The following is a 25,695-nucleotide window of genomic DNA, read 5'->3' as shown; positions in this document are numbered from 1 at the left end:
GGCCCCCGTCAGCCGGCCCCGGGCCCGTCAGCCGTCCCCGGTCTGCGGCCCCCGCCCGACCAGGGCGTCGCCGAGACGGCTGCGGCGGTACAGGACACTGCGCCCGTGCCGGGTGCGCTCCAGCAGGCCGGCGGCGGCGAGCGCACCGAGGTGGCGGCTGACCGCGCCCGGCGTGACCCCCAGCCGGTGGGCGAGTTCGGTGGTGCTGGCGGGGGACTCCAACAGGAGGAGCAGCCTGGTCCGCGGCGCGCCGATCAGCCCGGTCAGCGGCCCGGCCGCCGCCCCCGCCGGCTCCCCGCGGTGGCCGCCGCCCAGACCCTCGGCCATGGTGGCCTTCCCGCGTGCGGGGTACGTGATCAGCGGCGGCCCCACCTGGGTGATGTCGGTCTGCGCGCCGAGCCCGAACAGCGTCGGGATCAGCACCAGCCCCCGCCCGGCGACGTCCACCGAGGCGCCCACGGCCTGCACGGCCGGATGGGGATCGGTGAGCCGCAGCACCCCAGCGCACCAGGAGAGCCGCGCGTCGAGGTCGGCGAAGAGCCCCTCCGCGCCGCGCTCCGAGAGCATCCGGCCCCGGTACGCGATGTCCGCCTCCAGCACCGACCGCGCCCGCGGCCACCAGCCGGGGGCGAGACAGCGCAGCCAGTACGCCTCCAGCGCCTCGGCCACCCGGGCGGTGAGCGCCGCCGGGTCGTCGACGAGCCCCACGAGCACGGGCGGCAGCGGGCTCCCGTCGCCCCGGTACGCGGCGAGCACGTCGGCGCGCACCACCTCTGGCGGTGTGGCCGCCAGCCGGGCGAGTTCGGCGGTGAACTCCGGACGGGGCGCCGCCGGACGGGGCGTGAGGAAGTCCGGCACGAAGCCGACCGGCGCGATCAGCGACTCCAGCAGCGCGGTGTCCAGCGTCTCGTACCGGGACCGCCAGGCCGCGATCCACGGCTGGTGCTCCGGGTAGCGGGCGGCGAACCGGCGGAGACGAAGGCTCAGCACGGTCTCCTGGAGCGGCGAGTACGCGAACCAGGTGGCGGCGAGGTCGTCGACATCGAAGCGGAACTCGAACATTGACCGCAACGGTAAAAGAATTCCGCCCGCCCGGGAACCCCGCTGTCCTTCTGTCATGACCTCCACCGCGGTGCGCCCCGCTGCTCTCGGCCGCCTGCTGCCGGACGATCCGCTCCTGCGCCGGCTCGTCCTGATGAGTCTGGTGAACACCGTCGGGGACGGGCTCTTCGTGACGGTGAGCGTCCTGTTCTTCACCCGCTCCGTCGGCCTGACGCCCGGCCGGGTGGCACTCGGCCTCACCGTGGCCGGAATCTGCGGCGTGCTCGCCGGCGTGCCGATGGGGCGGCTGGCCGACCGGGTCGGCAGCAAGCGGCTGCTGCTGGTGGTCGGGCCGCTGGAGGCCGTGGCGGTGCTCGGCTACGCGTTCGTGCACTCCTTCGCGGCCTTCGTGGCACTGGCCTGTGCGGCGACGGTGCTGGAGCGCGGTGCGGTGGCGGTGCGCAGCGCCCTGATCGCCCGGGCGCTGCCCGCCGAGGGCCAGGTCCGCGCCCGGGCGCTGCTGCGCTCGGTGATGAACGCGGGCCTCGTCGTCGGCTCCGGCGGTGCGGCCCTCGCGCTGCAGGCCGATGCGTACGCCGGGTACGTGACGATGATGGTGCTGGACGCGGCGAGCTTCCTGGGCGTGACGGCGCTGCTGGCCGGCCTGCCCGTGCCGGCCGGGCCGGGCCGGGCGGCGGGCGCCGCCGGCGGGCCGGTGAAGCGGCGCACCGCGCTGCGGGACGGCCGGTACCTGCTGGTCACCGGGCTGCACGCGGTGCTGGAGCTCCAGCTCGCGGTGCTCACGGTGGGTCTCCCGCTCTGGATCGTGCTGGGCACGGACGCGCCGCCGGGGGTGGTCTCCGCGGTGAACGTGGCCAACTGCCTGCTGGTGGTGCTGTTCCAGGTCCGGGCGAGCCGGGGGGTGACGGACGTGGCGAGCGCGGCGTCGGCCTGTGCGCGGGGCGCGCTGCTGCTGGCGGGCGCCTGCCTGGTGTACGCGGCGGCGCAGTCCGGGCCGGCGGCCCTGGCGGCCGGGGTGATCCTCGCGGGGGCCCTGGTGCACAGCCTGGGTGAGCTGCTGACCTCGGCCGGCGGCTGGACACTCAGTCTGGAGCTGGCCGATCCGCGGGCGCACGGCGAGTACCAGGGGGTGTTCATGAGCGGGCAGGCAGCCGCCCACGTGATCGGCCCGCTGGTGATCACCGTGACGGCCGTCGACCACGGCGGTGCCGGCTGGGTGGTGCTGGCGGGGCTGTTCGCCCTGGCGGGGCTGGCCCTGCCGGCGGCCGTCCGCGGGCCGGGGCGCGCCGGGTAGCCCGGCCGGCCCGCGCCCCACGGGGGTGGGAGCGGGCCGGCGGGTGTGCGCGGGCACGCCACAGCCCCGGACCCTCGCCGTGGGTCCGGGGCTGTGTTCCGCACGCCGTCCCGAGGGGGGCGGCGGGCGGAGTCCGGGTGACGCACCGTCCCTGGGCGGCCCGGAGTTCGGGGGTACTGCGGAGCGGCCCTCCAAAGGGGTCCGGCGCTACACCGGGCGGGCGGCCAGCTCCTTGGCGGCGCGGGCGCAGGCCTGGGCGATCCGGTCCTCGTTCACCGTGGTCAGCTGCCCCTTCTCGACCACGGCGTTGCCGTTGACGAAGAGGGTGGCCAGCGGCGGCAGCGCGCCGAGGGTGAGGGCGGCGACCGGGTCGGCGATCGAGGAGTGCATGATCCCGTCGACCTTCCAGAGCGCGAGGTCCGCGAGCTTGCCGACCTCGATGGAGCCGATCTCGTTCTGCCGGCCGAGCACCCGGGCGCCGCCCATGGTGCCCAGGCGCAGCGCCTGCCGGCCGGTGAGCGCGGTCGGGTAGCCGTGCAGGCGGTTGATCAGCAGCGCGTTGCGCAGCTCGGTGCCCAGCTCGCCGGACTCGTTGGAGGCGGTGCCGTCCACGCCGAGGCCGACCGGGACGCCCGCCTTGAGCATGTCGGGGACGCGGGCGATGCCGGCGGCGAGGCGGGCGTTGGAGGACGGGCAGTGGGCGACGCCGGTGCCGGTCTCGGCGAACTTGGCGATGTCGGAGTCGTTCATGTGGACGCAGTGCGCCATCCAGACGTCCTCGCCCAGCCAGCCGACCGACTCGAAGTAGTCGGTCGGGCCCATGCCGAACAGCTCCTTGCAGAACGCCTCCTCCTCGGCGGTCTCGGAGCCGTGGGTGTGCAGCCGCACGCCCAGGCGGCGGGCCAGCACGGCGGACTCGCGCAGCAGCTCGGTGGAGACCGAGAAGGGGGAGCAGGGCGCGAGGGCGATCTGCAGCATCGAGTCGGCGGAGGCGTCGTGGTACCGGGCGACGGCCTCCTCGGAGGCGATGAGGATGTCCTCGGTCTTCTCGACGGCGTGGTCGGGCGGCAGGAAGCCGTCCTTCTTGCTGCGGTCCATCGAGCCGCGCAGCGCGGTGAAGCGCATGCCGAGCTCCTGGACGGCCTCGATCTCGGCGCCGAGGATGTCGCCGCCGTCCTCGGGGAACACGTAGTGGTGGTCCGAGGCGGTCGTACAACCGGACTTGAGCAGCGCGGCGGCCGAGCCCTGCGCGGCGGCGTGGACGAGCTTGTCGTCGATCCGCGCCCAGGTCGGGTAGAGGGCGACCAGCCAGTCGAAGAGGATGTTGTCCTGGGCGAGGCCGCGGGTGATCCACTGGTAGAAGTGGTGGTGGGTGTTGACCAGGCCGGGGGTGACGAGGTGGCCCTCGCCGTTGATCCGCCGTACCACGTTGTCCAGCCACTGCGGGGCGGGGCCGTCGCCGACCGACTCGATCTTGTTGCCGAGGATGACCACGTGGCCGCGGGCGTACTCGGTGTCGTTGGCGTCGACCGTCGCGATCGCGACGTTCTCGATGACGATCCGCTGGTCGGCGGGCGGAGGCTGGACTGCCATGGGGAACTCCTATGGGGGAGGCCGGGCGGGCATGGGGCGCATGCCCGCCCGGTGGGTCAGGACGGTGTCGCCGTCGGCACCGTCGTGCCGGGTGTTCCGTCGGCCGGCGACCGGCGGGCGACCCCGACGTGGTGGAAGAGCAGGTTGAGCAGGACGGCCATCACGCAGCCGGCCGATATCCCGGAGTGCATGAGGGTGCGGACGGCCTCCGGGAACGCGTCGTAGAAGGCCGGGACGGCGATCGGGATGATGCCGACGCCGAGCGAGACGGACACCAGGATGGTGTTCGAGCTGGACTCCATCCCGGCCTCCGCGAGGGTGCGGATCCCGCTCGCCGCGACCGTGCCGAAGAGCACGATCCCGGCGCCGCCGAGGACGGGCTGCGGTACGAGGGAGACGACCGAACCGAGCACGGGGAAGAGCCCGAGCACGATCAGGATGCCTCCGCCGGCCGCGACCACGAAGCGGCTGCGGATCTTCGTCAGCGCCACCAGCCCGATGTTCTGGGCGAAGGCGCTGGCGGCGAAGCCGTTGAAGACCGGGCTGAGCGCGGTGGCCAGTCCGTCGGCCCGCAGGCCGGCGGCGAGGACGGGCTCGTCGGCCTCACGGTCGACGATCCTGCCGAGCGCCAGCATGTCGGCGGTGGACTCGGTCATCGAGACCACCATGACGATGCAGAGCGAGGCGATCGCGGCCGCGTCGAACACGGGTGCGCCGAAGTGGAACGGGGAGGGGAGCGCGAAGACCTTCGCGTCCTGGACCGGGCCGAAGTCGGCCAGGCCCAGCGGGAAGGCGAGCAGGGTGCCGATCGCCAGTCCTATGAGCAACGAGAGCTGCTGCCAGAAGCCGCGCAGCAGCCGGTTGCAGAGCACCACCGCGACGAGGGTGATCGCGGCGAGGCCGATGGCCCGCACGGAGCCGTATCCGGGGGCGCCCGGCGAGCCGCCGCGCGCCCAGTTCACCGCCACCGGGAGCAGGGACACCCCGATGAGGGTGATCACGGTGCCCTGGACGACCGGCGGGAAGAACCTGATGAGCTTGCAGAAGTACGGTGCCGCGAGGAAGCACAGGACCCCCGCGACGATCACCGCGCCGAAGATCACCGGGAGGGCGTCCTTCGGCCCGTGCTCCTCGGCGATGGCGATCATGGGCGCGACGCCCGCGAACGAGACGCCGTTCACGAACGGCAGCCGCGCTCCGATCTTCCAGAAGCCGAGGGTCTGGAGCAGGGTGGCCAGCCCGGCGGTGAACAGGCTGGCCGAGATGAGCAGGGCGAGCTCGGTGGGGGAGAGCCCCACGCCGGCACCGACGATGAGCGGGGGAGCGACGACTCCCGCGTACATCGCGGCGACGTGCTGCAGGCCGGTGGTGATGAGTTTCACCGGTGGCAGCAACTCGTCCACGGGGTGGGTTTCCGGTCCGGACGGCCTGCCGGGGAGGCTGCTTGACGCACCGTCCGGACCAGAAGATCTTGCAGGGGTGGAACCGCCGTCTGTGCTGCTGGTGTTGCTGGGTGCCATGTCGAGCCCCTCTTGTACCCGTGGCTCGCGGCGCGCCCGTGGCGCTGGAGACTGGCTGGCAATGCCCTGGCCGAGGGCGGGACGGCGGTGCAAGGGTCCCTCGGCCGGCCTCCCCGGCGCCCCGGGCCGGCCGCCGTGAGGCGGGCACGATCTCCGGTGGGTGGGGGGTGGAGAAACAGGTGGTGCGGGTGCAGCGGGTGTTTCCGGCCGCCCGGCAGCGGCCGGCCCGTGGGGGCCGGAGGGTGCAGCGGTGCCGGGCGGGGTCATGAGGGTGGGGAGGTCAGGCGACCGGGATGACCGGGACGACGCCCTCGCGGTGCACGGTGCCCTCGATCAGGCCGTACATCCGGTCGGCGGCGTAGTAGACCTCGTTGTCGTTCTTGAGGCCGAACGGCTCCAGGTCGACGAGGAAGTGGTGCTTGTTGGGGAGTTCGAGGCGGACCTCGTCCACCTCGGCGCGGTTGTTCAGGACGCGGGTGCCCATCGCGTGCAGGGTCTGCTGCAGCGAGTACGAGTAGGTCTCCGCGAAGGCCTCCAGCATGTGGCGCCGCACGTGGGCGTAGGAGCGGTTCCAGTTGGGCTGGGCCTCGCCGTCACGCCCGTTGAAGCCGTACTTCCAGCGCGCCGTCACCTGGGTGGCGAGGATGCGGTCGTACGCCTCCTGGAGGGTGGTGTACTTGTCCTTGATGTAGCCCCAGAACTCCGAGTTGGTGGAGTTCATCACGATGAGGTCCTTGAGGCCCGAGATGACCTGGACGTTCTCGCCGTCGTAGACGATCTCGGTGGTGCGGGTCTCCTGCCCGTTGCGGACGAAGGAGTGGCCGACCTCCTCGGAGCCGATGAAGCGGGCCGAGTTGTCCGGCGTCTTGATCCGGTCCCAGGCGTACTCCTCGATCCGGATCCGGGCGCTGTGCACCACACCGCGCTCGGTGTCGTCCACGAAGTGCCGCGCCAGGGTGATGCCGAACTGCTCCGCCGACTCGATCCCGTACTCCTTCGCGAAGGCGTACACGGTGTTCTTCGTCGTGTCGGTGGGCAGGCAGTTGGCGTTCGACCCGGTGAGGTGGACGTCCTCGAACTCGCCCTGGAGGGAGACCGAGACGTTCAGGTCCTTGATCTCGTGACGGGTCGAGTCACGGTAGATCCGGACGATGCGGTTCTCCGCCTTGCCGTACTGGTTCTGACCGAGCACGTGGGCCATGACATGGCTCCCAATCAATGAGGCGGTCTAGCTTCCGCGGTAGACCGAGTATCCGAACGGGTTGAGCAGCAGCGGCACGTGGTAGTGGTGCTGCGCGGGCGCGACCGTGAAGACGATCGAGACCTCGGGGAAGAACGGCGTCTCGTCCGACGTCGCCGCGTAGTACGCGGCGGTGTCGAAGAGCAGCCGGACGACCGAGCCCGCCTCCACGGCCGGCAGGTCCTTGGCCCGGCCGTCGGAGTCCGTGGCGGAGGTGCCGAGCACCTTCCAGCCACCCTCGGTGTGCAGTGCGAGCTCGACCGGGACACCCTCGGCCGGGCGGCCGAGGCTGGTGTCGAGCACGTGGGTGGAGATGCCAGTCATGGGTGAAGTGACCTTACTGATGGCAGATGTGACTTTACGTCGGAAGGAACTGACGCTACGTCAGGCGCGCGGCGTCAGGCCTCGTCGAGCAGGCGGTTGATGCGAATGTCGTTGATCTTCCGCAGCTCGCCCCGGACGATCTCCGCCTCGGTGGCGGCGTCGTTGGGGAAGCGCTCGCGCAGGGCGGCGAGCATCGTGTCCGCGGTGCGGCCGGTCGCGCAGATCAGGAACACGTGGCCGAACTTGGCCTCGTAGGCGGCGTTGGCCTCGTGCAGTTCGTCGAGGAGTGCGGTGTCCACTCCCCTGATGCCGGCCTGCTCGCGCTCGGAGGTGGCGTCGCCCGTCCTGGGCTTGCCGATCCGGGCGTGGCCGGCCATCGCGTCGTGCAGGTCGTCGGCCGCGAGCGCGGCCATGGCCGACGCGTTGGCGTCGAGCAGGGCCGCGCGGTCGGACCACGGGCGGGCCGCCGCGACGGCGTCGGCCCAACGGGGGCTGGAGCAGACCTCCAGCAGGATCGTCCTCAGCTCGGCGGCGTCGGCCGCCGCCAGGGCGTCAAGGGCGTGGGGGTGGTTGGTCACGGGTGGACCTCCTGAAGAGTGGTGCCACCCGCACAAGCTAGATCCACCCACCCGGGCCGTCAACACTTTGTTTAACGGTTGGTGGTTACGTTTTGAGCGGCCCCCGGTTACCAGGCCGTTTCGTGTGCGATGAGACAAGTGTGCCCCGCCGGGGGCTGGTGAAGACTGGCCGGACCGGCAGGGGCACCCCCGGACGCGCCCGCAGGGGCGCGTCCGTTCGTACTCAGCCGGACTTCGAGCCGTCCTGGCGGTTGAGGTAGTTGTACACGGTGAAGCGGCTCACGCCCAGCGCCGTGGCGACCGTCTCCACCCCGTGGCGGACGGTGAAGGCGCCCCGTTCCTCCAGCAGGGCGACCACCCGCTGCTTCTCCCCGCGGTCCAGCTCGGACAGCGGGCGGCCGTCGAACTGGCGGGTCATCTCGGCCAGCAGGCGGTCCAGCGCGCTGCTCAGGTGGGGCAGCCGGACGGCCAGTGCCGGGACGCCCTCCCACTCCAGGACGACGTCCTCGGCCTTGGCCTCGTCCAGCGGGACGGGCGTCGCGCCGACGGCGGCCAGCAGCGGCTTTATCGCCGCGGAGAGCGGGTGTTCCAGGTGCTCGGTCATGGCGTACCGCCCTCCTCGCCGAGAACGCTGACCTGGACGGAGATCCGGGTCGCGCCGGCGTCCAGGGTGTTCCGGAGCAGCTTGGTCACGGCGGCCAGGACCTCCTCGGCCTCGCCCTCCGCGCCGGTGCCGAAGGGGCCGACCGAGACGGCCAGGCCGGCCTCGTCGACCACCTTCCGGGCCGCCACCGCGTGCTCCGGGAACGTGTCCAGTTCGAACGGTTCTGTCGTGAACTCCACCATCAATCGCACCCGCTCACTCTAGCGAGCGGGTGCGGGCGGGGTCAGGGGCTGGTCGATCGAACAGTGACCGGGCCTGCGGTGGAGCACTCCGGAGAGGCTTCAACAAATTGTTGCGACGGTCTTGACACCCGATCGGCGCTCCGGACATGCTTCCACCAAGCAGAATCCCTCTTCCGGATCGTGGAAGTTGCGGATGAAGGAAGAGAGTGAGAGGTGATTGACGTGACGGCCGCCGCCCAGCACAGCTTCACGGTCAACCTGTCGATCCTGTTCGGCGAGCTGCCGCTCCTGGAGCGTCCGGCCGCAGCCGCCGCCGCCGGCTTCACCGCCGCCGAGCTGTGGTGGCCGTTCGGCGAGGAGCACGCCCCGTCGGAGGCCGAGCAGGACGCGCTCCGCAAGGCCTTCACCGACGCCGGCGTCCAGCTCACCGGCCTCAACTTCCTGGACGACCTGAGCAAGGGCGCCCGCGGCACCGTCTCCGTGCCGGCCGAGCGGGAGCGCTTCCGGGCCAACGTCCCGGTCGCGGCCGGGCTGGCCTCCTCCCTCGGCACGAGGGCGCTCAACGCCCTCTACGGCAACCGGGTCGAGGGTGCGGACCCGGCCGGGCAGGACGCGCTCGCGCTGGAGAACCTCGCCCTCGCCGCCCGGGCCGCCCACGAGATCGGCGCGGTCCTGCTGATCGAGGCGCTGAACGCACCGGAGTCCCCGGACTACCCGCTGGTCTCCGCCGCCGCCGCCGTCGAGGTCGTCGACAAGGTGAACGCCGCGACCGGCCTCGGCAACGCGAAGTTCCTCTGCGACCTGTACCACCTGGCCAAGAACGGCGAGGACCTGGCGGCCGTCATCGACACCTACGCCGACCGCTTCGGCCACGTGCAGATCGCCGACAACCCGGGCCGCAACGAGCCCGGCACCGGCGGGCTGGACTTCGAGGACCTCTTCGCCCGCCTCACGGCCGCCGGTTACACCGGCCGGATCGGCCTGGAGTACCGCCCCTCCACCGGCGTCAGCGCCGACAGCTTCGAGTGGCTCCCGCGCGAGCTGCGCCCGTCCCGCTGACGCGCGCCGCCGAACCGGCCCTCGGTACCCCACACCCCTCCACGTACAAAGGAACCACGCGATGAGCCGCAAGATCGCCTTCATCGGCCTCGGCATCATGGGCAGCCCGATGGCCGCCAACCTGGTCAAGGCCGGTCACCACGTCACCGGTTACAACCTCACCCAGCCGCAGATCGACGCCCTGGTCGCGGCCGGCGGCCACGGTGCGACCAGCATCGCGGACGCGGTGAAGGACGCCGAGGTCGTCATCACGATGGTCCCCGCCGACCCGCACGTCGAGCAGGCCATCCTGGGCGAGGGCGGTGTGCTGGAGAACGTGAAGGCCGGCACCCTCGTGATCGACATGTCGAGCATCACGCCGCAGACCTCGATCAAGGTCGAGGCCGCCGCCAAGGAGAAGGGCGTCCGCACCCTGGACGCCCCGGTCTCCGGCGGCGAGGCCGGTGCCGTCGAGGCCGTGCTGTCGATCATGGTCGGTGGCGCCGCCGAGGACTTCGCCGAGGCGAAGCCGCTGTTCGACGCGCTGGGCACCACGGTCGTCCACGTCGGCCCGGCCGGCGCCGGCCAGACCGTCAAGGCCGCCAACCAGCTGATCGTCGCCGTCAACATCCAGGTCCTGGCCGAGGCCGTGGTCTTCCTGGAGAACGCCGGCGTCGACCTCGCCGCCGCGCTGGACGTGCTCGGCGGCGGCCTGGCCGGTTCCACCGTGCTCAACCGCAAGAAGGCGAACATGCTGGGCCGCGAGTTCGCCCCCGGCTTCCGCATCGACCTGCACCACAAGGACATGGGCATCGTCACCGACGCCGCCCGCGCCGTGGGCGCGGCCCTGCCGGTCGGCGCGGTCGTCGCCCAGCTGGTCGCCTCGGCCCGTGCCAACGGCGACGGCTCCCTGGACCACTCGGCGCTGCTGCGCGGCGTCGAGCGGCTGTCGGGCCGCGAGGTCAAGTAGCCCACGCGTCGCCCGCCGCCGCCCTTCCCGGGCGCGCGGTGCGCGACACCCTCCGGGGCCGGGGTGGTGAGGCCCCGGCCCCGTGCCGGGGCGCTGAAGCCCCGGCCCCACAGACTCCTCCTGGTGGCGTGTACCTATCCGGTCGTGCCCGCGCCACCAGGAGGCCAGGCCCGATCGGCAGGCGGGCTGGGGCTCATCCGCCTCCTGCCGATCGTCCAAGCCGGTGACGCGCACTCCCTGTCGGGGGCACTTCGGTCGTGCCGTTGCGCGTCGCCCGGCCCCCTCCTTCGCCGAGGGGAGCCCCTCGTACGTCGGAAGCGGGACGAGGGGAACGGCGGGGAGGGGGCTGCCCCCATCCGAACCCGGGCCGCCACGGCCGCCAGGGCACATGCTTGACGAACCATCGCCAGACCCGTCCGGAAGTGAGGCCCACGCCATGCCCGCCACCCCCGCCCAGGGCCATGTGGTCGTAGCTCCCGACAAGTTCAAGGGCACCCTGGAGGGAGCCGAGGTCGCCGCCCGGATCGCCGCCGGCATCCGCCGCGCCGCGCCCGGCGCCGACGTCCGTGAACTGCCCGTCGCCGACGGCGGCGAGGGCACCCTGGCCGCCGCGCTGGCGGCCGGCTTCACCCGGATCCCGGCCAAGGTGGCCGGCCCCACCGGCCTGCCCGTGGCCGCCGCGCTCGCCGTCCGGGGCGACACCGCCGTGGTCGAGCTGGCGCAGTCCTCCGGGCTCGCCCGCCTCCCCGGCGGCCGGGCCGCCCCGCTCGCGGCCGGCTCCTACGGCGTCGGCCAGCTGATCGGTCGGGCGGTCTCCCTGGGTGCCAAGCGGATCGTGCTCGGCCTCGGCGGCAGCGCCTGCACCGACGGCGGCGCGGGCATGGTCCAGGCGCTGGGCGTCTCGCTGCTGGACGCCGACGGCGCCGAGCTGCCGCCCGGCGGCGCCGCGCTGCGCCGGCTGGCCCGGCTGGACCTCGGCCCGCTGGCCGCCGGGACACCGGCGGCGGGGCTCACCGGGGTCGAGGTCGTGGTGGCCTGCGACGTGGACAACCCGCTGCTCGGCCCGCGCGGCGCGACCGCCGTCTACGGCCCGCAGAAGGGCGCCGACGGCGACGACCTGGTGATCCTGGAGGAGGGCCTGACCCGCTTCGCCGACGTGGTCGGCGAGGCCGTCGGACGGGACTTCCGCGACGCCCCCGGCGCCGGGGCCGCGGGCGGGGTGGGCTTCGCCGCCCTCGCCCTGCTCGGCGCCACCATGCGACCCGGCATCGAGCTCATGCTCGAACTGCTGGGTTTCGACGAGGCCGTGCGTGGGGCACGCCTCGTCGTGACCGGCGAGGGCTGCCTGGACGCTCAGACGCTCCATGGCAAGGCACCCGCCGGAGTTGCCGCGGCGGCCGCCCGGGCGGGGGTTCGGGTGGCCGCTGTGGCAGGACGGCTGGAGCTGTCGGAGCGTGAGTGGCGGGCGGCGGGGTTCGCCGCCGCCTACGCCCTCACCGACCTGGCCGAACAGCCTGGGGACAGCATGACCAAGGCGGCCGAGCTGGCCGAGGTCGCGGGGGAGCGGCTCGCGGCCGCGCTCCTGGGCCGGTGACGACCCGTACGCCTCTCGTACGTTCCTCCATTGACGTTTTGTTGAAGGCGGCCCTAGGCTCCGGGCAATCCTTCGACGAAGTCCTCAACTCTTCTTCTGGCAACCCCTCTTCCAGGTTTCGGAGGTCCCCATGCCCTTCAGTGACACCGTGGTGATCCGCTCCCGCCGGGTGGTCCTGCCGGACGGCGAGCGTCCCGCGGACGTGCTGATCCGGGACGGGCGGATCGAGCAGATCGCCGAGCACGGCTCCCTCCTGGCCGGCGACCAGCACCTGACCGACCTCGGCGACACCGCCCTGCTCCCCGGCCTGGTCGACACCCACGTGCACGTGAACGAGCCCGGCCGGACCGAGTGGGAGGGCTTCGCCACCGCCACCCGGGCCGCTGCCGCCGGCGGTGTCACCACCGTGATCGACATGCCGCTCAACTCCGTCCCGCCCACCACCACGGTGGACGGCCTGGAGGCCAAGCGGAAGGTCGCCGAGGGCCAGGCCTGGATCGACCTCGGCTTCTGGGGCGGCGCCGTTCCCGGCAACGTCCCCGACCTCGAACCGCTGCACCGCGCGGGCGTGTTCGGCTTCAAGAGCTTCCTCGCGCCCTCCGGCGTGGACGAGTTCCCGCACGTCGAGCAGGCCGACCTGGAGGCCGCGCTGGCCGAGCAGGCCCGGATCGGCGCACTGGCGATCATCCACGCCGAGGACCCGGCCGTCCTGGCCGCCGCCCCGCAGCAGCCCGGCGTCCACTACCGGGACTTCCTCGCCTCCCGCCCCGCCGACGCGGAGACCGCGGCCGTGGCCCGGCTGCTGGACACCGCGCGCCGCACCGGCGCCCGCGTCCACATCCTGCACGTCTCCTCCGCCGCCGTGCTGCCGCTGCTGCGCCAGGCCCGCGAGGACGGCGTCCGGGTCACCGCCGAGACCTGTCCGCACTACCTCACCCTCGCGGCCGAGGAGGTCCCGGACGGCGACACCGCCTTCAAGTGCTGCCCGCCGATCCGCGACGAGTCCAACCGCGACGCGCTCTGGGCGGCCCTGGCCGCCGGCGAGTTCATCGCGGTCGTCTCCGACCACTCGCCGTCCACCCCCGAGCTCAAGCTGCTGCCCGAACTCGGCGGCAGCGGCGACTTCGCCGCCGCCTGGGGCGGCATCGCCTCCCTCCAGCTCGGCCTGCCGGCGATCTGGACCGAGGCCCGCCGCCGCGGCCACACGCTCGGCGACGTCGTCCGCTGGATGGCGAGCGGCCCGGCCTCCCTGGTCGGCCTCACCGGGACCAAGGGCGCCATCGCCGTCGGTCACGACGCCGACCTGGTCACCTTCGACCCGGACGCCGACTTCGCCGTGCACGCCGCCGAGCTGCACCACCGCAACCCCGTCACCCCGTACGCGGGCCGGACGCTGACCGGCGCCGTGCGCACGACCTGGCTCCGCGGCCGGGTCGTCGACGTCACGGCCGAGCCGTTCGGCCGCCAGATCACCCACCCGGTCACCCGCCCGGTCACCCGTCACGAGGAGTCTCAGTGAGCACCGTCAACACCCCGAGCGCTCCGTTCACCGAGCTGGTCAACCTGGCCTCCCGGCTGCTCGGCGCCGGCGTCGTCGCCACCAACGAGGACACCTTCGCGGACGCGGAGAACCTGCTGGTCGCCAAGCCCGCCGAGTTCCGCGCGCACACCTTCGGCCACAAGGGCCAGATCATGGACGGCTGGGAGTCCAAGCGCCGCCGCGGCGTCAGCGCCGAGCAGCCGCACCCCACCGACGAGGACCACGACTGGACGATCGTGCGGCTCGGCGTCGGCGGCGTCGTCCGCGGGCTGGTCGTCGACACCGCGCACTTCACCGGCAACTACCCGGAGAGCGCCTCGGTCGAGGCCGCGGCCGTCCCCGGGCACCCGTCGCCGGAGGAGCTGGCCGCGGCCGAGTGGGTCGAACTGCTGCCGCGCACCCCGCTCCAGGGCGACACCGCGCACGAGTTCGCCGTCGACAACGGCACCCGCTTCACGCACGTACGCCTCAACATCTTCCCGGACGGCGGCGTCGCCCGGCTCCGCGTGCACGGCGAGGTGCTGCCCGACCCGCGCGAACTGGACGGCCTCACCTTCGACCTGGCCGCCCAGGAGTACGGCGGCGTGGCCGAGGCGGCGTCCGACCGCTACTTCTCCTCCCCGCACAACCTGAACGCTCCCGGTCGCGCCTCCGTCATGGGCGAGGGCTGGGAGACCCGGCGTCGGCGCGACAAGGCCAACGACTGGGTGCAGATCGCCCTGGCCGGGGGCGGCGAGGTCCTGGCAGCCGAGGTGGACACCACCCATTTCGTCGCCAACGCCCCCGGCTGGGCCGACCTGACCGGTTACGACGCCTCGGCGGGCGGCGACCCGTCCGAGGACCGGGAGGGCTGGTTCGAGATCCTGCCCCGCACCCGCCTCCAGCCCGACACCCGCCACCGCTTCCGGCTCGACGTCGGCCGCCCCGTCACGCACGTCCGGATCAACGTCCACCCGGACGGCGGCCTCGCCCGGCTCCGCCTCACCGGCCGGCTCACCGAGGCCGGCCGCGCCGCCCTCGCGCTGCGCTGGTTCAACGCCGTCCCGGCCGCCGAGGCCGTCGCGGCGCTCGCCGAGGCCGGACTGGCCGCCGACGAGGCCGCCGCACTGGCCGCCGCCCGCCCGCTGGCGGACCAGGCCACGGCCGCCGCCGCCGTCGCCGCGCTCCGGCCGGCCGACGGCCCGGACGGCGAGCACTCCTCCCGCCGCCGCTCCGCCACCTGGCGCCTGCTCGGCATCTGAGCATTCGTCATCTGAGCATCCGTCACCTGAGGCCAGCCACCTCACCCTTCACGCAACGCCTTTATCGACACCCGAAGGACCCCCCATGTCCAAGATCCTGACCACGGAGTCCGGCGCGCCCGTCGCCGACAACCAGAACTCGGCGTCGGCCGGCGAGTACGGCCCGCTGCTCATCCAGGACCAGCAGCTCCTGGAGAAGCTCGCCCGGTTCAACCGCGAGCGCATCCCGGAGCGCGTCGTGCACGCCCGCGGCTCCGGCGCGTACGGCTACTTCGAGGTGACCGACGAGGTTTCGCAGTACACCAAGGCCGCCTTCCTCTCCGGGGTCGGCAAGCGCACCGAGCTGTTCCTCCGCTTCTCCACCGTGGCCGGCAACCTGGGCTCCAGCGACGCCGTCCGCGACCCGCGCGGCTTCGCGGTGAAGTTCTACACCGAGGAGGGCAACTACGACCTCGTCGGCAACAACACCCCGGTGTTCTTCATCAAGGACCCGATCAAGTTCCCCGACTTCATCCACTCGCAGAAGCGCGACCCGTACACCGGCATCCAGGAGGCCGACAACGTCTGGGACTTCTGGGCCCACTCGCCGGCCTCCACCCACCAGATCACCTGGCTCTTCGGCGACCGCGGCATCCCGGCCTCGTACCGCCACATGAACGGCTACGGCTCGCACACCTACCAGTGGGTCAACGAGCAGGGCGACGCCTTCTGGGTGAAGTACCACTTCAAGACCAACCAGGGCGTCCGCTCGTTGGACGGCGACCAGTCCGCCGAGGTGCTCGGCGCCGACGCCGACTCGCACCAGCGCGACCTGCACCAGGCCATCGAGCGCGGTGTCTTCCCGTCCTGGACCCTCTACGTCCAGCTGATGCCGGTCGCGGAGGCCGCGGACTACCGCTTCAACCCGTTCGACCTCACCAAGGTCTGGCCGCACGCCGACTACCCGCTGGTGAAGGTCGGCCGCCTGGTGCTGAACCGCAACCCCGAGAACGTCTTCGCCGACGTCGAGCAGTCCGCGTTCTCGCCGAACAACTTCGTGCCCGGCATCGGCCCGTCCCCGGACAAGATGCTCCAGGGCCGCCTGTTCGCCTACGCCGACGCCCAGCGCTACCGCCTCGGCGTCAACCACACCCTGCTCGCCGTCAACGCCCCCCGGGCCACCGAGGCGAACAACTACGGCCGTGACGGCTTCTCCGCCGTCAACAAGTCCGGCCGCGGCAAGAACTACGAGCCCAACTCGTACGACGGCCCCGCCCAGACCGACAGCGCGCTCGCCGCGCCGGTCGGGCTGGACGGCTACACCGGCACCTACACCACGCCGGCGCACACCAAGGACGACGACTTCTTCCAGGCCGGTGAGCTCTACCGCCTGATGTCGGCCGGAGAGAAGACCCGACTGATCAACAACATCGCGGGCTTCCTGGCGCAGGTCTCGCGCGACGACATCGTCGAGAAGAACCTCGCCCACTTCCACGCCGCCGACGAGGAGTACGGCGCCCGCCTGGAGGCCGCCGTCGCCAAGCTGCGCTCCGGCGACGAGGGCTGACGTCCCGCCTGGCCACCCTCACCGGCCGCCGGGGCCCGTACCCCGGCGGGCGCGACCGGGCCTCTCCCCCCAGGGCAGTGGGGGAGGGGCCCGTTCCGTCGTCCGGGACGGTGCCGCCGGTCGGGGCCCGCCGGTCCGCGTTCAGGGGCCGACGGGCGCCGTTCGCGGGAGTCCCCGGGGGCGTCCGCCGGTCCCGTGCGAAGCACGCGGCCCTTGGGCCCGTCCAGCACCTTCACCGAATATTCGCGGACGGCAACTGCCGGGCCCCCGGGGTGGCTAGGCTGGAGGCGCCCGCAGGTCGCTCCGCGGGCGGACATCGGAAGGGGACGACATGTCGACACCAGCCCCGGGTCGTCACGCCGCACTGGACCGGGGCACGCCCGGTCCGTTCACCTCCTTGCAGTACGCCCTCAGACTGCTGGAGGCCGTCGACCGGCACCCCGGCGGTGCCACCCTGGTCTCCCTCGCCAGGGAGACGTCCCTGAGCCTGTCGACGGTTCGCGGGCTCGCCGAGATCCTTGAGATCGAGGGTTATCTCCAGTGCCAGGACGGCGGTTGGGTGCTCGGCGGCACCTTCGCGCTGCTCGGGCAGTACAACCGGGAGCAGCTGGTGCGCGCCCGGCTGGACCGCAAACTCGCCGATCTGCGCGACGAGTTGGGTGCCGCAGTGTACTTCACCCGGTACCACGACGGCGAGTTGTCGGTGGAGGCGGTCTCGGCCGCCGACCACGCGCCGGCCGTGCAGGAGTGGGTGGACTTCCGGGCCACCGCGCACGCGAGTGCGATCGGCAAGTGCCTGCTGAGCCAGCTCGACCACGACGCCCGCCGGGACCACCTGTCCCGGCACCCGGTGGCCAGGCTCACCTCGCGGACGGTCACCGACGCCGACCAGCTGATGCACCGGCTGGAGCGCCAGCCCGCCACCGTGCCGGTGCTGGACATCCAGGAGTACGCGCTCGGCACCGTCTGCGCGGCCGTCCCGGTGATGGCCGGCAGCACGGTCGGCTGCCTGGCCACCTCGATGCCGGTGGACAACGTGCACCGGCTGAAGGCGGCCGCCGAGCTGCTGGCGGCCCGGGCGGCGCCGCTGATGCTGGCGATGGCGGTCTGACCGCCGGCCCGCGTCGCGGGCCCCGCCGAAACCGCAGGTCCCGCCGTACGGCAGGCCGACCGCAGGCCCCGTCGAACCCGCTCCGGGATTCGGCGGGGCCCGCGCGTTTCCCGGGGTGCCGCCCGGTGCACATCACTTATTAGACTCGATGTCGATAAGGGGTGCCGAAACCCTTGTCGCCACCGCTACCCGCGAGTACGTTTCCCCTGAGCCGAGCCGCCACCGCAGGTCAGGAGGGCCCTCCCATGTCCAGCACCACCCCCGTCCCCGCCGTCGCCGCCCCCGCCGCGCGCGTGCACGACGCCCTCGTCCTGGAGCCCCGCGACGTCCGCTTCGACTGGGCCGGGCTGCCGCTGCACTGGATCCCGGACGAGCCGATGGCCACCCACATCGTCAACGTCCTCCACCTGCTGCTCCCCGAGGGCGAACGCTGGTTCGTCAAGGTGTTCAAGGAGGCACTGCCGCTGATCCGCGACGAGCAGCTGCGCGAGGAGGTGCTCGGCTTCATCGGGCAGGAGGCGATCCACGCCGAGGCGCACCAGGAGGTGCTGGACCACCTGCTCGGCCAGGGCCTCGACCCGCGCCCGTACGTCCGCCAGGTCTCCTGGCTGTTCCGCCGCGTGCTCGGCGACAAGCCCGGGCTGTCACCGGCCCGGCGGCGCGAGAACATCATCGAGCGGGTCGCCTTCGTCGCAGCGATCGAGCACTTCACCGCCTTCCTCGGCAACTGGGCGCTCAACTCCCCGGGCCTGGACCGGGCCAAGGCCGACCCGACCATGCTGGACCTGCTGCGCTGGCACGGCGCGGAGGAGGTCGAGCACCGCAGCGTCGCCTTCGACCTGATGGTCCACCTCGACCCGGGCTACCTGCGGCGGGTCCGCGGCATGGCGGTCTCCGGCCCGCTGCTGGTCCACCTCTGGGTGCGTGGCGCCCGCTTCCTGCTGGCCGCCGACCCGACCCTGGACGGCCGGCTGCGGCCCAGCTGGCGGGAGGCCGGCCGGATCGCCCGGCGCGGCCTGCTGCCCGACCCGCTCAGGTCGGTCCGCTCCGGCCTGCGCTACCTGCGGCCCGGCTACCACCCCACCCAGGAGGGCTCCTCCAGCCAGGCCCTCGGCTACCTCGCCACCTCCCCGGCCGCCCGCGCCGCCGCCGGCCGCTGACGGACCGCAGCCCGCCCCCGCCCCCGCCCGTCGCCCCAGGACCCCAAGGACCCCGCCGGATGGACCTGCACAACCCGCCCCCCGACCTCTACGGCCGCCCCCGCGCCGACCGGTTCATGCAGCGCCTCACCGCCTTCGGCGACCGCTACAGCCCCGCCCTCGGCGCCCCGCTGCTGCGCCGCAGCCCCCGCCGCCCGCCCGGCCGCCCCACCCCGCCGCTGCAACTGGTGGTCACCGCCCGCCGCCAGGTCGCCGCCGGCGTCGTCGAGTTGACACTGTCCGACCCCTCCGGCGGCCCGCTCCCGGCCTGGCAGCCCGGTGCGCACCTGCGCCTCGCGCTCCCGTCCGGCCGCGAACGCCACTACTCGCTCTGCGGCGACCCCGCCGACCACACCGCCTACCGGATCGCCGTACGCCGGCTGCCGGAGGGCGGCGGAGGCTCGGTCGAGATCCACGACACGCTGCACCCCGGCACCCGCCTCACCGCCCGCCGCCCGCGCAACGGCTTCGCCTTCTGCGCCGAGCCGGCCGTCCTGCTGCTGGCCGGCGGCATCGGCGTCACCCCGCTGCTCCCGATGGCCCGCGAGGCGCAGCGCCACGGCCTGGACTGGCGGCTCGTCCACGTCGGCCGCAGCGCCGGCACCCTCCCGTACGCGGACGAGCTGCGCGCCCTCGACCCCCGCCGGGTCCACCTGCGCACCGACGACGAGCACGGCGGCGTGCCGACCGGCGCCGAGCTGCTCGCGCACGCCCCGCGCGGCGCCGCCGTCTACTGCTGCGGCCCGGCACCGATGCTGGCCGCCGTCCAGCGGGCGCTGGACGGGTCGCCCGCCACCGCCCTGCACTTCGAGCGGTTCGGCGCCGCCCCGGTCACCGGCGGCGAGCCGTTCACCGTCCGCCTCGGCGCGGACGGCCCGGCGCTCGACGTGCCCGCCGACCGTCCCGCCCTGGACGTGCTCCGCGAGGCCCGCCCCGACCTCCCGTACTCCTGCCACCAGGGGTTCTGCGGCACCTGCGAGGTCCGGCTGCTGGCCGGCACCCCCGACCACCGCGACCGCCGCCTCACCCCCGAGCAGCGCGCCGCCGGCGCCCTGCTGCCCTGCGTCTCCCGGGCCGCCGAGGGCGAGACCCTCGTGCTCGACGTCTAAGGAGCCCCCGATGACCACGAAGCCCGCGACGGCGGGGAGGTCGGCCACGGCCACGGCCCGGCCCGCCTTCCCGTACACCGACCACGACCTCGCCCGGTTCCGGGAGACCCAGCAGCTCGCCTACCACTGCGCCGAGCAGGTCGCCGCCTGGATCGAACCGGGCGTCACCGAGCGCCAGGCCACCGCCAAGCTGCGCCGCTGCCTGGTCGCCGCCGGCGTGCAGGACTTCTTCCACGTCCCGTTCGCCTGGTTCGGCGACCGGACGGCGTTCCGGCACTTCCACACCCCGCTCCAGTTCTTCGCCGGCGGCCGCCGGCTGGAGGAGGGCATGCCGTACGTGCTGGACTGCGCCCCGGTCGTGGACGGCTACACCGCCGACATCGGCTACGGCGGCAAGGTCGGCGAGAACCGGGTCTGGGACCGGCTCGCCGCCGACCTCCGGGTGTACCGCGAACTGATCCTCGCCGAGGTCCGCGCCCGCAGGCCGCTCGACGAGGTGTACGCGGCGGTGGACGCGCAGATCGCCGCGCACGGCTACGACAACCGCCACCAGGTCTACCCGGGCCGGGTGATCGGTCACCAGGTGACCCGGACGACCGCCCGCGGCCCGGCCGGGGTCAACCTCTTCGGCTTCGGTGTGCGTACACTCCAGACGCTCGGCCGCGAGCTGATCAGCGAGCGCCTGCACGGCCGTTCGCCGCTCTGGGCGGACGGACGGGCGTCCCGGCACGCGCCGACCCCGGGCCTGTGGGCGGTGGAACCGCACATCGGGTTCCGCGAGGTGGGCATCAAGTTCGAGGAGCTGCTCGTGGTCACCGAAGACGACGCCTACTGGCTCGACGACGACCTGCCGCACGTCCGCCGCTGGACGGCGGCGGCAGCGGCCGGAACCGCGGCGGATCCCTTGACCGCGGCAGCGGCCGCCGACCCCGAGACCGCCCAGGAGGCGACCCGATGACGACCACCCGCCGCCGGACCGTCCACTCCGGCGGGCTCCCGCTCGCCGTCTTCGAGGACGGCGACCCGGCCGCACCCACCGTCCTCCTGGTGCACGGCTACCCGGACACCCACGTGGTCTGGGACGACGTCGCCGCCGACCTCGCCCGCGACCACCACGTCGTCCGCTACGACGTGCGCGGCGCCGGCGAGTCCGGCGTGCCCGCCTCCCGCGAGGGCTACCGGCTGGAGCACCTCGCCGCCGACCTCTTCGCGGTCGCCGACGCCGTCAGCCCGGACCGCCCGGTGCACGTGGTCGCCCACGACTGGGGCTCGCTGCAGTCCTGGGAGGCCGTCACCTCGCCCGGCGCCGAGCAGCGGCTCGCGTCGTACACCACCATGTCCGGGCCCTGCCTCGACCACATGGGGCACTGGCTGCGCGACCGCTACCGCCGTCCCACCCCGCGCCACCTGAAGCAGCTGCTCTCCCAGGGCGTCCACTCCTGGTACATCACCGCCTTCCACCTGCCCTACCTCGCCCCCGGCATATGGCGGCTCGGCCTGGCCCGCGCCTGGGGCCGGGTGCTGCGCGACCTGGAGGAGGTCACCCCGCGCCCCGGCCACCCGCAGCCCACCCTGCGCCGGGACGCGGTGCGCGGCATCGAGCTGTACCGCGCCAACATGCGGCCCACCCTGCGCAACCCGCGCGAGCGGCCCACCGAGGTGCCGGTGCAGCTGATCACCCTGACCAAGGACCACTACGTCGGCGGGTTCCTCTCCGAGGGCCTGGAGCGCTGGGTGCCCAGGCTGACCCGCCGCTCGCTGCACGCCACCCACTGGTCCGCCCTGCTGGAGAAGGGATCCGCCGTGGCCGGCATGGTCCGTGAGTTCACCGCTTCCGTCGACGCCGGACGGGGCACCGAGGAGGCCGGCCTCGGCCGGCTGGTCGTCGTCACCGGCGGCGGCAGCGGCATCGGCCGCGCCACCGCACTGGCCTTCGCCGAGGACGGCGCCCGCGTCGTCGTCTGCGACCTCGACCTCGACGCGGCCCGCCGTACCGCCGAACTCGCCTCCCTGATCGGCCCGCAGGCCCACGCCTACCGGGTCGACGTCAGCGACGGCTCCGCCGTCGACGCCTTCGCGCAGGAGGTCGCCGCCGCCCACGGCGTCCCCGACGTGGTGGTCAACAACGCGGGCATCGGCCACTCCGGGACGTTCCTGCAGACCACCGAGAAGGAGTGGCAGCGCGTCCTGGACGTCAACCTCTGGGGCGTCATCCACGGCTGCCGCGCCTTCGGCACCCTGATGGCCGACCGCGGCGCCGGCGGCCACATCGTCAACCTCGCCTCGGCCGCCGCCTACCTGCCGTCCAAGGCGCTCACCGCCTACGCGACCAGCAAGGCCGCCGTCTTCATGCTCTCCGACTGCCTGCGCGCCGAACTCGCCGGCCACGGCATCGGCGTCTCCACCATCTGCCCCGGCATCGTCAACACCAACATCACCCGCACCTCGACCTTCTCCGCGACCAGCGCCGCCCAGCAGGCCGCCAAGCAGGCCCGCGCCGCCAAGCTCTACGCCCGCCGCGGCTTCCCGCCCGAGAAGGTCGCCGCCGCCATCCTGCACGCGGTGCGCACCGGCAAGCCCGTCGTCCCGGTCACCCCCGAGGCCAAGGCGGCCCGCTTCCTGAGCCGCCTCTCCCCGGGCCTGCTGCGCCTGGCGGCCCGGCTCAACGTGACCTGAAGCCCCGGCCCTGCCCGGCGACCGTGGCCCGTGGTGAGTGACCGCTGCCTCGGCGCCGGACGGTCCGCCGGACGGACGCTAGGCCGGTGGGGCGATCTTCTCGACCGGGCCGAAGTCCTTGAAGGTGCCATGGGTTCGCATGGCGACGCCCTTCAAGTCGGTGCGCCGGTCGTAGCGGACGGTACGGCCCTGGGCGTCGATCCACTGGTCGAGCTGGAAGGACGTCACGTTCTTGCCCTTGAGGATCTTGTACTGCTCGGCTTCCAACGTCCGCATCTGCTCCAGGTCGACGGTGCCGGCGAGGTGGAAGCACGGGGTGCCGGCGCAGTCCTCCATCCCCTTGCGCGCGGCCGGGCCGAGAGCGAGAAGCGCCTTGGCGTAGCCGTGGTAGTCGGCGATCCGGTCCCCCAGCGGGGACGTCCGCCAACTGCCGCCACTCCTGATGTAGGTGGTCCCGTCCTCGGTGACGACGACGGTGGGACCGGCGCCGCCGTCTCCGAGCAGGTCCTCCCCGCCCGCGCTCATCGACTGGGTGAGGCGTCCGCTGCGGACCGGGCCGTTGAGGTTGACCCGGGCCGTGGTAATCGCGGTGAGCGGGCCGCCCTCGGAGCGGAACTCCTGGGTGGCCGCGTACGGCGTCCTCCCGGCCAGGGCGAGCGCCTGCTCCGGGTCGATCACCCCACCCGCCCCGGTGGCCGCGGGCGGGGCGGCGGGCGCGGTGGTGGCCGGGGGCGAGGCGGGGGTGGTGGCCGTGCTCCCGGCCGTGGCCGCGGCGGACGCGGTCGGTGAAGCGTCGGGAGATGCGGTGGCGGCGGTCGCACCGGCGGGCGCCGCAGGAGCGGTGTCGTCGTCACAGCCCACCAGGCCGACGAGGGAGGCGACCGCGATGGTGGTGGCGAACACGGTGGTACGACGCACAGTCAAGAAGGGCCCCCCAACGGGACGAACAGATCGGGGCATCCTGTCACACCGGCCGGGTCGTGATCGAATCGATTTTCGAGCGCCGGGTGAACGCGCGTCCCGGTTGGTCGCCCACCAACCGCCACCCTGACGACCCGCGAGCCGCGCCACCCGACGCGCTCCCCCTTCTTCCGGTGCAATCACGACAGCAGGTGTCGGGATTGCACGGCAGCATCGGTGGTGCCGAAGGAAGCACGACGGAAGGTCAGGACATGGCACAGCCGCTCAAGGGCAAGGTCGCGCTGGTCGCCGGGGCGACGCGGGGGGCCGGACGGGGGATCGCGGTGCAGCTCGGAGCCGCGGGGGCGACGGTGTACGGGACGGGGCGCAGCGCCGGCGGGCACCGGTCGGAGTACGGGCGGCCGGAGACCCTGGAGGAGACGGCCGCACTGGTGACGGCGGCCGGCGGCCGGGGGATCGCCGTGCGGGCGGACCACCTGGTGCCCGCCGAGGTGGCGGCCGTGGCGAAGCGGATCGAGGCCGAGCAGGGCGGGCTGGACATCCTGGTGAACGACATCTGGGGCGGCGAACAGCTCTTCGAGTGGGAGAGCCCGGTCTGGGAGCACGACCTCGACAACGGGCTGCGCCTGCTGCGCCTGGCCGTGGAGACGCACGCGATCACCAGCCACCACCTGTTGCCGCTGCTGCTGCGCCGGCCGGGCGGGCTGGTGGTGGAGATGACGGACGGCACCGCCGAGTACAACGCGACCCGCTACCGGAACTCCTTCTTCTACGACGTCGCCAAGTCCTCGGTGCTGCGGATGGCCTTCGCCCTGGGGCACGAGCTGGCCCCGCGCGGGGCGACGGCGGTCGCGCTGACGCCCGGCTGGATGCGTTCCGAGATGATGCTGGAGCACTTCGAGGTCACCGAGGAGACCTGGCGGGACGCCACGCGGCGGCAGCCGGACTTCGGCATCTCGGAGTCGCCCGCGTACGTCGGCCGCGCGGTGGTCGCGCTGGCCGCGGACCTTGAGGTGGCGCGCTGGAACGGCACCTCGCTCTCCAGCGGCGCGCTGGCCGGGGAGTACGGCTTCACCGACCTGGACGGCAGCCGCCCGGACGCCTGGAGCTACCTGGTGGACGCCGAGGGGGCGGACGGCCCGCTGGACCCGGCCGGCTACCGCTGAACGTCCCCGCCGTTCCGGTCGTCGCCCGGCCGGTTCTCGCCCGGCCGGTCCTCGCCGTTCCGGTCCGCCGCGCCGTACAGCGCCGCGGTGCGGGCCGCCGCCTCGGCCAACCGCCGCCGTAGCGCCGGGGGTTCGAGCAGTTCGGCCTCGGGCCCGAGCCTGAGCAGCTCGTCGTAGGCGACGTCCGCCGACTCGACCCCGAGCCGGACGGTGACCCACCCGTCGCCGTCCGGCTCCCCGGCGGTCGCCAGTGCCTGCCGGGCGGCTACCGGCTCCAGCAGCAGCGGCAGCCGCTCGGCGCCGAGCGGGCTGAGCCGCACCAGCACGCTCTCCCGCAGCAGCGAGCGGGCGAACTCCTCCGCCTTCGCCTCCCAGAACGCGGCGAGGTCGAACTGCCCGTCCCGCTCGAACGGCTGGTCCAGCGGCTCGGCGGCGACCAGCCGGTCCACCCGGTACACCAGCGGGACCCCGGACCGGCCCGGACCGGCGACCAGGTACCAGGTGCCCGCCTTCAGCACCAGCCCGTACGGCCGCAGCGTCCGTTCCACCTCGGTGTCGCGCCGCGGGTAGCGGACCCGCAGCAGCCGCTCGCCCCAGACGGCCTGGGAGACCTCGGCGAGCAGCGGCGGCACGGGCGCCGTACGGAACCAGCCGGGGGCGTCCAGGTGGAACCGCCGGGCACCGGCGGAGGGCGCCTCGCCGACCTCGGTCAGCACCTTCAGCCGGGCGGCGAGGGCCGGGCCGTCGAGGCCCATGTCGCCGAGCGGCCCGGGCAGTCCGGCGAGGAGCAGCACCTCGGCCTCGGCCCGGTCCAGCCCGGTCAGCCGGGTGCGGTAGCCGTCGAGCAGCCGGTAGCCGCCGGCCCGGCCGCGGTCGGCGTAGACCGGCACCCCGGCCTCCGCCAGCGCCAGGACGTCCCGCTGGACGGTGCGCTCGGACACCTCCAGCTCCGCGGCCAGTTCGGCCCCGGTCAAGCTCCGCCGCGCCTGGAGCAGCAACAGCAGCGAGATGGCACGCGCCGCCCGCACAGGCCCACCACCCTCCGCAGCCGGACCGTCCCCAGCCGGACCGTCCCCAGCCGGACCGTCCCCAGCCGGACCGTCCTCCGTCGGACCGTCCTCCGTCGG

The 25,695-nt window shown here is 73.6% G+C and carries 23 protein-coding genes; 13 read left to right on the top strand and 10 right to left on the bottom strand.

Annotated elements, in window-relative coordinates; translation table 11 throughout:
- Window positions 1-27: 27 nt before the first annotated feature.
- Window positions 28-1,062 (bottom strand): winged helix-turn-helix domain-containing protein, encoded by a 1,035-nt coding sequence (locus C2142_RS08060; RefSeq protein ID WP_148641759.1) that lies wholly within the window; start codon window positions 1,060-1,062, stop codon window positions 28-30.
- A gap of 55 nt (window positions 1,063-1,117) precedes the next feature.
- Here C2142_RS08060 and C2142_RS08055 point away from each other — a divergent pair, with 55 nt between their 5' ends.
- Window positions 1,118-2,356, top strand: a complete 1,239-nt coding sequence (locus C2142_RS08055; RefSeq protein WP_148641758.1) for an MFS transporter — start codon at window positions 1,118-1,120, stop codon at window positions 2,354-2,356.
- 207 nt (window positions 2,357-2,563) lie between these two features.
- Here C2142_RS08055 and C2142_RS08050 read toward each other — a convergent pair whose 3' ends face one another.
- From C2142_RS08050 to C2142_RS08020, 7 genes are all read right to left on the bottom strand, one after another.
- Window positions 2,564-3,949: an 8-oxoguanine deaminase gene (locus C2142_RS08050; RefSeq protein WP_148641757.1), complete on the bottom strand. Its 1,386-nt coding sequence runs from the start codon at window positions 3,947-3,949 to the stop codon at window positions 2,564-2,566.
- A gap of 56 nt (window positions 3,950-4,005) precedes the next feature.
- Window positions 4,006-5,352: a nucleobase:cation symporter-2 family protein gene (locus tag C2142_RS08045; RefSeq protein ID WP_241002443.1), complete on the bottom strand. Its 1,347-nt coding sequence runs from the start codon at window positions 5,350-5,352 to the stop codon at window positions 4,006-4,008.
- Window positions 5,353-5,749: 397 nt separating this feature from the next.
- Window positions 5,750-6,670, bottom strand: a complete 921-nt coding sequence (pucL, locus tag C2142_RS08040) for a factor-independent urate hydroxylase (protein WP_148641755.1) — start codon at window positions 6,668-6,670, stop codon at window positions 5,750-5,752.
- 27 nt (window positions 6,671-6,697) lie between these two features.
- The gene (gene uraH / locus C2142_RS08035; protein ID WP_148641754.1) at window positions 6,698-7,033 is read right to left on the bottom strand and encodes a hydroxyisourate hydrolase; all 336 of its coding nucleotides are present in this window, start codon (window positions 7,031-7,033) and stop codon (window positions 6,698-6,700) included.
- Window positions 7,034-7,107: 74 nt separating this feature from the next.
- A complete protein-coding gene (uraD, locus tag C2142_RS08030) occupies window positions 7,108-7,611 on the bottom strand; it encodes a 2-oxo-4-hydroxy-4-carboxy-5-ureidoimidazoline decarboxylase (protein WP_148641753.1) in 504 nt (167 codons plus the stop codon).
- A 223-nt stretch (window positions 7,612-7,834) separates the two neighbouring features.
- Window positions 7,835-8,215, bottom strand: a complete 381-nt coding sequence (locus C2142_RS08025) for a helix-turn-helix domain-containing protein (RefSeq protein ID WP_148641752.1) — start codon at window positions 8,213-8,215, stop codon at window positions 7,835-7,837.
- On the bottom strand, window positions 8,212-8,466 hold the full coding sequence (locus C2142_RS08020; RefSeq protein WP_174315599.1) for a thiamine-binding protein: 255 nt from the start codon (window positions 8,464-8,466) through the stop codon (window positions 8,212-8,214). The genes C2142_RS08025 and C2142_RS08020 overlap by 4 nt, the downstream gene beginning before the upstream one ends.
- 204 nt (window positions 8,467-8,670) lie before the next feature.
- Here C2142_RS08020 and C2142_RS08015 point away from each other — a divergent pair, with 204 nt between their 5' ends.
- The 11 genes from C2142_RS08015 (at window position 8,671) to C2142_RS07965 (ending at window position 22,481) form a co-directional block, all read left to right on the top strand.
- Window positions 8,671-9,516 carry a TIM barrel protein gene (locus C2142_RS08015; protein WP_148641751.1) on the top strand — a complete coding sequence of 282 codons (846 nt, stop codon included), beginning with the start codon at window positions 8,671-8,673 and terminating at the stop codon, window positions 9,514-9,516.
- 61 nt (window positions 9,517-9,577) lie between these two features.
- Window positions 9,578-10,465, top strand: coding sequence for a 2-hydroxy-3-oxopropionate reductase (locus C2142_RS08010; protein ID WP_148641750.1), 888 nt, complete (start codon window positions 9,578-9,580; stop codon window positions 10,463-10,465).
- A 436-nt stretch (window positions 10,466-10,901) separates the two neighbouring features.
- Entirely contained in the window at window positions 10,902-12,059 is a 1,158-nt protein-coding gene (locus C2142_RS08005) for a glycerate kinase (protein WP_148641749.1), read from the top strand.
- A 130-nt stretch (window positions 12,060-12,189) separates the two neighbouring features.
- On the top strand, window positions 12,190-13,578 hold the full coding sequence (gene allB / locus C2142_RS08000; RefSeq protein WP_148641748.1) for an allantoinase AllB: 1,389 nt from the start codon (window positions 12,190-12,192) through the stop codon (window positions 13,576-13,578).
- Window positions 13,575-14,840, top strand: a complete 1,266-nt coding sequence (alc, locus tag C2142_RS07995; protein ID WP_148641747.1) for an allantoicase — start codon at window positions 13,575-13,577, stop codon at window positions 14,838-14,840. The genes allB and alc overlap by 4 nt, the downstream gene beginning before the upstream one ends.
- A gap of 85 nt (window positions 14,841-14,925) precedes the next feature.
- Window positions 14,926-16,386 (top strand): catalase, encoded by a 1,461-nt coding sequence (locus tag C2142_RS07990; RefSeq protein WP_148641746.1) that lies wholly within the window; start codon window positions 14,926-14,928, stop codon window positions 16,384-16,386.
- A 331-nt stretch (window positions 16,387-16,717) separates the two neighbouring features.
- Complete coding sequence (locus C2142_RS07985; protein WP_148641745.1) at window positions 16,718-17,497, top strand: IclR family transcriptional regulator C-terminal domain-containing protein; 780 nt, start codon at window positions 16,718-16,720, stop codon at window positions 17,495-17,497.
- A 245-nt stretch (window positions 17,498-17,742) separates the two neighbouring features.
- The gene (locus C2142_RS07980) at window positions 17,743-18,657 is read left to right on the top strand and encodes a metal-dependent hydrolase (RefSeq protein ID WP_148641744.1); all 915 of its coding nucleotides are present in this window, start codon (window positions 17,743-17,745) and stop codon (window positions 18,655-18,657) included.
- Between the two features lie 59 nt (window positions 18,658-18,716).
- Window positions 18,717-19,805, top strand: a complete 1,089-nt coding sequence (locus C2142_RS07975; RefSeq protein WP_148641743.1) for a PDR/VanB family oxidoreductase — start codon at window positions 18,717-18,719, stop codon at window positions 19,803-19,805.
- 10 nt (window positions 19,806-19,815) lie between these two features.
- Window positions 19,816-20,763, top strand: coding sequence for a M24 family metallopeptidase (locus C2142_RS07970; protein ID WP_148641742.1), 948 nt, complete (start codon window positions 19,816-19,818; stop codon window positions 20,761-20,763).
- Window positions 20,760-22,481, top strand: coding sequence for an SDR family oxidoreductase (locus C2142_RS07965; RefSeq protein WP_148641741.1), 1,722 nt, complete (start codon window positions 20,760-20,762; stop codon window positions 22,479-22,481). The genes C2142_RS07970 and C2142_RS07965 overlap by 4 nt, the downstream gene beginning before the upstream one ends.
- A 78-nt stretch (window positions 22,482-22,559) precedes the next feature.
- On the opposite strand, the gene C2142_RS07960 is transcribed toward C2142_RS07965, so the two are convergent.
- Window positions 22,560-23,405, bottom strand: a complete 846-nt coding sequence (locus C2142_RS07960) for a hypothetical protein (RefSeq protein ID WP_153882759.1) — start codon at window positions 23,403-23,405, stop codon at window positions 22,560-22,562.
- 248 nt (window positions 23,406-23,653) lie between these two features.
- Here C2142_RS07960 and C2142_RS07955 point away from each other — a divergent pair, with 248 nt between their 5' ends.
- The gene (locus C2142_RS07955) at window positions 23,654-24,568 is read left to right on the top strand and encodes an SDR family oxidoreductase (protein ID WP_148641738.1); all 915 of its coding nucleotides are present in this window, start codon (window positions 23,654-23,656) and stop codon (window positions 24,566-24,568) included.
- Here C2142_RS07955 and C2142_RS07950 read toward each other — a convergent pair.
- Window positions 24,559-25,596: a WYL domain-containing protein gene (locus tag C2142_RS07950; RefSeq protein ID WP_148641737.1), complete on the bottom strand. Its 1,038-nt coding sequence runs from the start codon at window positions 25,594-25,596 to the stop codon at window positions 24,559-24,561. The two genes, C2142_RS07955 and C2142_RS07950, sit on opposite strands and share 10 nt — an antisense overlap.
- Window positions 25,597-25,695 lie beyond the last annotated feature (99 nt).

The organism is Streptomyces sp. CB01881 (genome assembly GCF_002953255.1).
Classification (GTDB): Bacteria; Actinomycetota; Actinomycetes; order Streptomycetales; family Streptomycetaceae; genus Kitasatospora.
This window is presented reverse-complemented; position numbering and strand designations above follow the sequence as displayed.